The organism is Mycobacterium sp. (genome assembly GCF_049802695.1).
Lineage (GTDB): Bacteria > Actinomycetota > Actinomycetes > Mycobacteriales > Mycobacteriaceae > Mycobacterium.
Window position 1 is genome coordinate 1 of record NZ_JBARMY010000130.1, and the last position, 5,177, is coordinate 5,177.

A 5,177-nucleotide genomic window follows, 5' to 3' on the forward strand; every position below is an offset into this window, starting at 1 on the left:
GTACTCGCCGCCGAGCGGCTGCAGCACAGAGCCCAGCTCGGGCCGCAGCGCCGCGAGCAGCGGACGCGCCGCCAGTTCGGTGACCCGGCCGCCGCCGGTGAGGTCGTTTTCCTTGCTCCCCTTGAGCGGCCGGCGGTAGAAGCTCTTGACCAGGTGGATGCCTTCGCCGGTAAGCAGTGGGCCCACCAGCCACGGCACGAACATGTGGTTCGGGTTGACGAGGTCGGAGTCGACGAACACCACCACGTCTCCGTGGGTCGCCGCCAGCGATCGCCACAGCACCTCACCCTTTCCCGGGCGCGGTGTCAGCTCCGGCAGGGCTTGTTCACGGGTGACGACCCGGGCACCGGCGGCGATGGCCCTGATCTCGGTGTCATCGGTTGAGCCGGAGTCGATCACGATCAGCTCGTCGACCAGGCCACCGACCAGCGGCGAGATGCTGTCGACAACCGATTCGACGGTCTCTTCCTCGTTGAGCGCAGGCAGCACCACCGAGATCGTGCGATCGCCCTTGGCGGCCTCCAGCTCGGACACCGTCCAGCGCGGACGAGTCCAGCTGCGGTCGAGCAGCCAGGTGTCGCCGGGCAGCCCGGCCAGCGCTCGATCTGCTTGAGGATCGCCGGTGACCAACTCCGATGCCGTCACGCCAGCCCTCGCACCGTACGCGCCGGCGGACGGTCGCCCTGGATGGAGGCCACCATCTCCAGCACCCGCCTGGTGGGGCGAACTTCATGCACGCGAAACATGCGGGCGCCGGCTGCAGCAGCGAGCGCGGTGGCAGCCAAGGTGCCTTCCAGCCGTTCGGTCAGTTCCACGCCAAGAGTCTCCCCGACGAAGTCTTTGTTGCTCAGTGCCATCAATACAGGCCATCCGGTGTTAACAAGATCTTCCATGTGCCGCAATAGCGCCAACCCGTGGAAGGTGTTCTTGCCGAAGTCATGGGTCGGATCGATCAGCACGCGGTCCCGGACCACTCCTGCCCTGACCGCCCGTTCTGCCGCCGCGCCCAGCTCGCGGATCACGTCGTCCACCACACCGCGGGTGGTTGTGCCGTAACTCACCCGGAACGGTCGGGTGCGCGGCGCAGCGCCGCCGGTGTGCGAGCAGACCAAGCCTGCCCCGGCTTCGGCGGCCACCGCCGGCAGTTCGGGATCGAAGCCACCCCAAGAGTCGTTGATCAGGTCCGCACCCGCCCGGCAGGCCTGCCGGGCGACCCCCGACCGCCAGGTGTCGATACTGATCAGCTGCTGCGGATAAGCGTCGCGCAGCCATTCGATGAACGGCACCGCCCGGGCGGACTCGGTCTCGGCGTCGACGGTCTCCCCCGGGCCGGCCTTGACTCCCCCCACGTCGATGACGTCGGCGCCGTCGGCGATGGCCCGGTGCGCCGCCGCCTTGGCGGCGTCATCGCCGAAGGTGGCGCCGCGGTCATAGAACGAGTCCGGCGTGCGGTTGACGATGGCCATGATCAGCGCACGATCACCGGCCACTGGCCGGCCACACAGCGTGGACCGGCCGGCGGACGTCATCGATGTCGCTTGCACCCCTCTATGGTGCCCGCTCAGACCATCCGGACTGCGCTCAGGGCGAGCCGCTAGCCTTGCGGTCGCTTGCCGGCTTCACCTCATGGGCCGGCGCGCTCCCCCAGGCTTACGCCTGCGGTCGCTTGCCGGCCGCGACTTCTTCGGCGTAGTCGGAGTAGTACGGCACATATCCCTCGTCACCGCCGGCCAGAACGTACAGCGGGTCGGTGACGCCGGCACTGTAAGCCTGCTCACGCAGATCCACTTTGCGGCTCTTGAATGTGGTGGTGTGTTCCATCGATTCGACCACCCGCACGAACAGCGGCAGCGCATAACTGGGCAATCGCTCATAGACGGTCTGCGCCAGCGACTTACCGTCGAACTCGGCACCGTCACGCAGCTTGATTGCGGCCATCCCGGCGCGCCCGCCGGTACGCGGTATCTCGACGCCGAAGACGTTGCATTCTTCAACCGACTCGTCGCAGGCCAGCGCCGCCTCGACCTGTGTCGTGGCGACGTTCTCACCTTTCCAGCGGAAGGTGTCACCGAGCCGGTCCACGAACGCGGCGTGTCCCATCCCCTGCGGGCTCATCACGTCGCCGGTGTTGAACCAGCAGTCACCGTCGCGAAAAGCGTTGCGGATCAGCTTTTCCTCACTGGCAGCCGGATCGGTGTAACCGTCGAACGGTTGTAGTCTGTTGACCGGGCTGATCAACAGTCCCGGCTCACCGGAAGGCACCCGGCGGACTCGCCCGCTCTCGTCGCGCAGCGGGGCGCCGGTGTCCGGGTCGTATTCCACATACGCCAACGGCAACGGCGAGACCCCCGCGGTTCTGGGCATGTTGAAGACATTGATGAACGCGGTGTTGCCTTCGCTGGCGGCATAGAACTCGCAGACGCGAGCGATGCCGAATCGGCTGGTGAAGTCCTCCCAAATCTCGGGACGCAATCCGTTGCCGGCGATCAGCCGCACTTTGTGGGCGCGGTCGGTCGGCTTGGGCGGCTGGTTGAGCAGGTACCGGCAAATCTCACCGATATAGATGAACGCGGTCGCGTCGTAAGCGATGACCTCGTCCCAGAATCGTGATGCTGAAAACGACTTGCCGAGGGCGAGAGTCGCGCCGGAATTGAGCACCGACCCGACCGCGACCGTCAACGCGTTGTTGTGGTATAGCGGCAGGCAGCTGTACAACGTGTCGTTCTGGTGCAGGCGCAACCCCAAGCCACCGAACGCCGCGAGCGCCCGCAGCCACCGGTAGTGGGTCATGACGCTGGCTTTGGGGTGGCCGGTGGTGCCGGATGTGAAGATGTAGAACGCAGTGTCCTTGGCCAGTACCGCCGACGTCGACGCCGGGTTGCCGGTAGGAGCGGTGGCCGCCAAGCGTTCCAGTTCCTCGATCACCAACGGATCAGCGGCGGCTTCGCTTTCGCTGACCGCGTCGACCAGATCGGCTTCAGCAACTAACACCTTGGCGTCGAGCAGGCCCAGGCTGTGCGCCAGCACGTCGCCGCGCTGGTGGTAGTTGAGCATGCCGGCGACGGCGCCGCACTTGACGATGGCGAGCATGATCAGTACCGCGTTGGGCGAATTGCGCAGCATTACGCCGACGACGTCGCCGTGGCCGACACCACGCGCAGCGAGCACGGCGGCGTAGCGGTTGGCGGTGGCGTTGGCTTCTCGGTAGCTGAGTTGCTGGTCGTTGAAGCGAAGGAAGATCCGGTCGCCGTAGCGGGCGGCGCGCTCCTGAAACACCTTGCCGATCGACGTCTTGGACGTCGGCCGGGCAAGCAGCCCGGTGAGTGCTCCCCGCAGCATCACCGGTGCGTCGGCCAGCAGGCCGGGCAGCCGGGTGGCGATGTCGACCAGCCCGACTGATGTGCGGGTGTCGGAGTCTCGTTCGGACACTGTGTCCCCCATTTCGCTGAACCGCAGTCGGCGGCCAGCCTAGCCCGTCGAAGATGGGGCCTGGGACGGCCCGAGGAGGAGCCGGGCGACGCCCACCGGTAGGCAGTCACATCGTTAACTTGAGTACCTGACCAGAACCATTACCCAGTGCTGAAAAGCGATATCGCGGGCGATAGCATAATGCAACAGGCATCAATGCCGACAGAGCGACGCAGGAGGCTCATGTGACTGCTGTGGCGTTCATCGGGGCGCGCAGGCTGCCAGTGCCGCCTCAATGTCGTCGACGACCTGCAGCCGCTCCATGGCGGCTTGCGACACGTAACCGGCATTGACCAGCCCATACAGCCAAGCCCGCAGCCCGTCGTAATGTCCGCCGGGGTCGAGCAGCACCACCGGTTTGTCGTGCGCACCGAGGTACCCGCCGGTCCAAGCTTCGAAAAGCTCTTCCAAGGTGCCGATGCCGCCGGGCAGAGCGATGAAGGCGTCGGCACGGTCTTCCATGACCTGCTTGCGCTCGCGCATGGTGTCGGTGACGATCAGCTCGTCGGCATCGGTGTCGGCCAACTCCCGATGGACCAGCATCTTGGGAATCGCGCCGACGGTCCAGCCGCCGCGGGCCCGCGCCGCGGTGGCCACCGCACCCATCGCCGAGACGTTGCCGCCGCCCCACACCAACGTCCAGCCGCGGTCGGCGATCGCCTCGCCGACTTTGGCGGCCAGGGCCAGCAAGCCGGGGTCGGTGGGTCCTGATGCGCAGTACACGCAGACTGCCCACTGCCGGGGTGCCTCGGCTTTGGTGCGCACAGATGAAACGTAGACCAGGACTGCAACGCCGTGCATTTGGCCTTTAGACCCTGCGGCACCCGCGGCCGGCCATAAAATCCGGCGGTGTCCTGGGTGACCGCACCAGAAGCCGCTGCCGTTGCGCAAGTGACAGCCGCCCTGCGCAGCCCGCAGTTATCCGGCGCGGTGCTGGCCGGGCCCGACGGTGTGGGGAAATCCCTGCTCGCACGCACCGCCGCCGAGGCCCTCGGCGCCAAAGTTCACCCGGTGAGGGGCACCGCGCCGGAGCGGGTTGTCCCGTTCGGTGCCTTCCGCGGATTGATCCGGCTGACCGAGATCGGGCGGCCCGCCGAGGTGCTTCGCGCCGCGCGCAGATCGCTGGTCAGCAGCAGCGGCGATCTGCTGCTGATTGTCGACGACGCCCAGTACCTGGACAGCCTGTCGGCCTCGCTGGTGTATCAGTTCGCGTTGAGCGGCTCGGCACGACTGATTGTCACGGTCGACCCGGATGCGCCGCTGCTCGAGGTCGTCACGGCGTTGTGGTCGGACGGGCTGCTGACCCGAATCGACGTCGAGCCGCTGGACCGCACCGGAACATCCGCACTGTTGAAATCCGCGTTCGGCGCGGCGCCCGACGCCGCCACCCTCGACGAAGCCGTTCGCCGCAGTCACGGCAACCTGCTGCATCTGCGACGCCTCGTCGAAGACGGCGCTGTGTCACACGACGATCGGTGGCGGTGGCGCGACGAACAACGGCTTCCGCTGTCCGGTGTCATCGACGACTACCTGGGCGCGTTGCCGGCCCCGGTGAGTTCGGTGCTGGACTTTTTGGCGGTCGCCGAGCCCCTGCCGCGGTCCGACCTGGCGGCGTTGGCCGGCGAACAGGCCGCTGTCGACGCGGAAGCAGGCGGCGCCGTCGTATCCGCCGGCAAGCAGTTGGTGTACGCGGCCCACCCGTTGTACAC

Annotated in this window: 5 protein-coding genes; 1 reads left to right on the top strand and 4 read right to left on the bottom strand. The window is 67.0% G+C overall.

Annotated features, from left to right (window positions below; translation table 11 throughout):
• From WA317_RS04995 to WA317_RS05010, 4 genes are all read right to left on the bottom strand, one after another.
• On the bottom strand, positions 1-645 hold a 645-nt coding region (locus WA317_RS04995), incomplete at its 3' end, for a glucosyl-3-phosphoglycerate synthase (RefSeq protein WP_425171990.1).
• Positions 642-1,529 (bottom strand): dihydropteroate synthase, encoded by an 888-nt coding sequence (gene folP / locus WA317_RS05000; protein ID WP_425171994.1) that lies wholly within the window; start codon positions 1,527-1,529, stop codon positions 642-644. The genes folP and WA317_RS04995, both read right to left, overlap by 4 nt.
• Before the next feature lie 121 nt (positions 1,530-1,650).
• Positions 1,651-3,441, bottom strand: coding sequence for a long-chain-acyl-CoA synthetase FadD6 (gene fadD6, locus WA317_RS05005; protein WP_425171991.1), 1,791 nt, complete (start codon positions 3,439-3,441; stop codon positions 1,651-1,653).
• A 228-nt stretch (positions 3,442-3,669) separates the two neighbouring features.
• Entirely contained in the window at positions 3,670-4,233 is a 564-nt protein-coding gene (locus tag WA317_RS05010; RefSeq protein ID WP_425171992.1) for a TIGR00730 family Rossman fold protein, read from the bottom strand.
• Positions 4,234-4,326: 93 nt separating this feature from the next.
• Here WA317_RS05010 and WA317_RS05015 point away from each other — a divergent pair.
• Positions 4,327-5,177 (top strand): AAA family ATPase (locus WA317_RS05015; protein ID WP_425171993.1); only part of this gene is annotated, 851 nt, incomplete at its 3' end.

Excerpts from the sequence above, each read along its gene's own strand:
- fadD6 (WP_425171991.1), bottom strand. The coding sequence starts at position 3,441 with ATGGGGGACACAGTGTCCGAACGAGACTCCGACACCCGCACATCAGTC.
- folP (WP_425171994.1), bottom strand. The coding sequence starts at position 1,529 with ATGACGTCCGCCGGCCGGTCCACGCTGTGTGGCCGGCCAGTGGCCGGT.